Source organism: Streptomyces sp. NPDC020489 (assembly GCF_044386545.1).
Taxonomy (GTDB): Bacteria; Actinomycetota; Actinomycetes; order Streptomycetales; family Streptomycetaceae; genus Streptomyces.
Map to the genome: position 1 here is coordinate 1 of NZ_JBIRUZ010000033.1, position 4,024 is coordinate 4,024.

Annotated in this window: 3 protein-coding genes; all 3 read left to right on the forward strand. The window is 71.7% G+C overall.

Translation table 11 applies throughout. The features are described from left to right. Positions 1–187 precede the first annotated feature (187 nt). The 3 genes from sucC to ACH41F_RS41770 all read left to right on the forward strand — a co-directional run bounded on the left by sucC (position 188) and on the right by ACH41F_RS41770 (position 3,937). The gene (gene sucC / locus ACH41F_RS41760) at positions 188–1,318 is read left to right on the forward strand and encodes an ADP-forming succinate--CoA ligase subunit beta (protein WP_398839858.1); all 1,131 of its coding nucleotides are present in this window, start codon (positions 188–190) and stop codon (positions 1,316–1,318) included. Positions 1,319–1,329: 11 nt separating this feature from the next. Next, positions 1,330–2,232, forward strand: a complete 903-nt coding sequence (gene sucD / locus ACH41F_RS41765) for a succinate--CoA ligase subunit alpha (protein ID WP_398839859.1) — start codon at positions 1,330–1,332, stop codon at positions 2,230–2,232. Between the two features lie 148 nt (positions 2,233–2,380). Further along, complete coding sequence (locus ACH41F_RS41770) at positions 2,381–3,937, forward strand: aldehyde dehydrogenase family protein (protein ID WP_398839860.1); 1,557 nt, start codon at positions 2,381–2,383, stop codon at positions 3,935–3,937. The last annotated feature ends 87 nt before the right edge of the window (positions 3,938–4,024 follow it).

Consider the following 4,024-nt stretch of genomic DNA (forward strand, 5'->3'; position numbering starts at 1 on the left):
CCGTCACAGGTCACCTCGCTTGTCCGTTGTCCCGAGCCTGCTGGTGGCGCTGGTCCTGAGCTGCGTCCGGTAGATTGCATACAGTCGACGAATACTGTATGAAGATTGTTATCCCGCATCCCGTGGGTGATGTCCAGGGGTCGTGCACCACTTTCGGACGCGACCCGATCAAGACGGGAGCCGAATCATGGACCTGTACGAGTACCAGGCCCGGGGGCTCTTCGAGGAGTACGGCATCCTCGTACCGCGGGCGGAGGTCACCGACTCGCCCCGGCGGGCGCGCGAGATCGCCCGCGGGCTCGGCGGTCGCGCCGTCGTCAAGGCGCAGGTGAAGACGGGTGGCCGGGGCAGGGCGGGAGGCGTACGGCTCGCCGCCGACCCGGCCGCGGCGGAACACGCGGCACGCCAGATCCTCGGCATGGACATCAAGGGCCACACCGTCCGGCAGGTCATGCTGGCCCAACCGGTGGACGTCGAGGCCGAGTTCTACGTCTCCTACGTCCTCGACCGCGCGGCGGGCCGCTTCCTCGCCATCGCCTCCGCGGCGGGCGGCACGGAGATCGAGGAGGTCGCCGAAAGCCGACCGGATTCCGTCGCCCGCGTCCCCGTCGACCCGGCCGAGGGGGTCACCTGCGCCAAGGCGGCGGAGATCGCCGAGGCGGCCGGCCTCCCGCCGCAGACCGTCGACGTGCTCGTACGGCTGTGGCAGGTACTGGTCCGCGAGGACGCCGTCCTCGTCGAGGTCAACCCGCTGGTCCGCACCCGCCAAGGGCAGCTCGTCGCCCTCGACGGCAAGGTCACGCTCGACGACAACGCCCGCTTCCGCCAAGCCCGTTGGGGCGAGGAGAAGACGGAGCACGGGGACGCCCTGGAGGCCGCCGCGGCCGTGAAGGGCCTCCACTACGTCAGGCTCGACGGCGAGGTGGGCATCATCGGCAACGGCGCCGGTCTCGTCATGTCGACCCTGGACGTGGTGGCCGGATGCGGCGCCCGGCCCGCCAACTTCCTCGACATCGGCGGCGGCGCCTCCGCGCAGGTCATGGCCGACGGGCTGTCCGTCATCCTGTCCGACCCGGCGGTGAAGTCGGTGTTCGTCAACGTCTTCGGCGGCATCACCGCGTGCGACGCGGTGGCCGACGGCATCGTACGGGCCCTGGAGACGGTCGAGTTGACCAAACCGCTCGTCGTACGCCTCGACGGCAACAACGCCGCCCGGGGCCGAGCGGTCCTCGACGCGCACGCCCATCCGCTGGTCCAGCAGGCCAGCACCATGGACGGCGCGGCCCGCCGAGCCGCCCAACTCGCCCACACGAGCTGAGGAGACGGCACATGGCGATCTACCTCACCAAGGAGAGCAAGGTCCTCGTCCAGGGCATGACCGGCGCCGAGGGCATGAAGCACACCCGGCGCATGCTCGCGGCCGGCACCGACGTCGTCGGCGGCGTCAATCCGCGCAAGGCCGGCCGCAGCGTCGACTTCGACGACCGTGCCGTACCCGTTTTCGGCTCGGTCGCCGACGGCATACGGTCCACCGGAGCCGATGTCACCGTCGTCCTCGTGCCGCCCGCCTTCGCCAAGGCGGCCGTCCTGGAGGCCGTCGATGCCGGGATCGGACTCGCCGTCGTCATCACCGAGGGCATCCCCGTCCACGACTCCGTCGCCTTCACCACGTACGCGAAGGAGAAGGGCACCCGGATCATCGGCCCCAACTGCCCGGGGCTGATCACGCCCGGCCAGTCCAACGCCGGGATCATCCCGGCCGACATCACCAAGCCCGGCCGGATCGGCCTGGTCTCCAAGTCGGGCACGCTCACCTACCAACTCATGCACGAGCTGCGCGACATCGGCTTCACCACGTGTGTCGGCATCGGCGGCGACCCCGTCGTCGGCACCTCCCACATCGACTGCCTGGCCGCCTTCCAGGACGACCCCGACACCGAACTCGTCGTGCTCATCGGGGAGATCGGCGGCGACGCCGAGGAACGCGCGGCGGCGTACATCGAACAGCACGTCGACAAGCCCGTGGTCGGCTACATCGCCGGCTTCACCGCGCCGGAGGGACGGACCATGGGGCACGCGGGCGCCATCGTGTCCGGTTCCTCGGGCACGGCGCAGGCGAAGAAGCGGGCACTGGAAGCGGCCGGCGTGAAGGTCGGCGACACCCCGACCCAGACGGCCCGACTCGTCCGGGAACTGCTGGACGCCGACCACGCGACCCCGCGCGAGGCATGAGCGCCGACGTCGTACGGCGGTACTGAGTTCCTCCTGGTTACCCCCCTGTACGCGCGGCCACTTGCCGCCCGGGTCTGCCTGCTACGCGCCTCCGCGAGGCAGGCAGGCACCCCCCGCCCCCGACTGTGCACCGAGAGCGGAGACACCCATGACCATCACCCTCAACTCCACGCCCCTCGTGGTGAAGTCCGGCACCACCTGGGACGACGCCTGGCGGCGCTGTCTCACCGTCGCCCCGGAGGCGTTCCGGGACGACCGGGTCCTCAACCTCTGGAACGGCGCCTGGCACGCGGACGGCCGGGCCCTGCCCGCCACCAGCCCCGTCGACGGCAGCCCGATCGCCGGCCCGCCCCGCCTGGACCGCGCAGCCGCCCACCAGGCCGTCCGCGCCTCCCTCGACCAGCACCGCGCCTGGCGGCACGTCCCCCTCGAAGAGCGCCGGGCCCGCATCGCGGCCACCCTCGACGCCCTCGCCCAGCACCGCGAACTCCTCGCACTGCTGCTGGTGTGGGAGATCGGCAAGCCGTGGCGGCTCGCTCAGGCGGACGTCGACCGGGCCATCGACGGCGTGCGCTGGTACGTCGACGGCATCGAGCCGATGGTCGCCGGGCGCGCCCCGCTGGACGGTCCGGTGTCCAACATCGCCAGCTGGAACTACCCGATGAGCGTGCTCGTCCACGCCTTGCTGGTCCAGGCCCTGGCGGGCAACGCGGTCATCGCCAAGACCCCGACCGACGGCGGCGTCGCCTGTCTGACCCTGGCCTGTGCGCTCGCCGCGCGTGAGGGGATACCCGTCACCCTCGTGAGCGGCAGCGGGGGAGAGCTGTCGGAGGCGCTGGTGCGGGCGCCCGAGATCGGCTGCGTCTCCTTCGTCGGCGGCCGCGACACCGGCGCGGCGGTGGCCACGGCCGTGGCCGACCTCGGCAAGCGGCATGTCCTCGAACAGGAAGGGCTCAACACCTGGGGCATCTGGAACCACTCCGACTGGGACGCCCTCACGGCCGTGATCCCCAAGCTCTTCGACTACGGCAAGCAGCGCTGCACCGCGTACCCGCGCTTCGTCGTCCAGCGTGAGCTGTTCGACGACTTCCTGGCCGCCTACCTCCCCGCCGTGCGCACCCTGCGCGTCGGCCACCCGCTCGCCGTCGAGAACGCCGAAGACCCGTACCCGGCACTGGACTTCGGTCCGGTCATCAACGCGGCCAAGGCGAAGGAACTGCACGACCAGGTCGCCGAGGCCATCGCCCGCGGTGCCGTCCCCCTGCACCGCGCCGACCCGGCGGAGGCCCGCTTCCTGCCGGGCCAGGACACCTCGGCGTACGTCCAGCCCGTCACCCTCCTTAACCCGCCGCCGTCCTCGCCGCTGCACCACGCGGAGCCGTTCGGCCCGGTCGACACCATCGTCCTGGTCGACACGGAGGCGGAGCTGCTCGCCGCGATGAACGCCTCCAACGGCGCGCTGGTGGCCACCCTGTCCACGGACGACCGGTCCACCTTCGACCGACTCGCCCCGCAGATCCGGGCGTTCAAGGTGGGCCACGGCAAGCCGCGTTCGCGCGGGGACCGCGAGGAGCTCTTCGGTGGGTTCGGCGCCTCCTGGCGCGGTGCGTTCGTGGGCGGCGAGCTGCTGGTGCGCGCGGTCACCCAGGGACCGGCGGGGGAGCGGTTGCCGGGCAACTTCCCGGAGTACCAGCTCATGCCCTGACCGACGACCGCAGGGCGGCGCCCGCTGGGGGCGCCGCCCCCGGACTTCACGTGCAGACGTCGACGACAAGTGAGGTGGCGATCATGA

Coding starts and splice junctions, on each gene's coding strand:
- sucC (WP_398839858.1), top strand. CDS start 188: ATGGACCTGTACGAGTACCAGGCCCGGGGGCTCTTCGAGGAGTACGGC.
- sucD (WP_398839859.1), top strand. CDS start 1,330: ATGGCGATCTACCTCACCAAGGAGAGCAAGGTCCTCGTCCAGGGCATG.
- ACH41F_RS41770 (WP_398839860.1), top strand. CDS start 2,381: ATGACCATCACCCTCAACTCCACGCCCCTCGTGGTGAAGTCCGGCACC.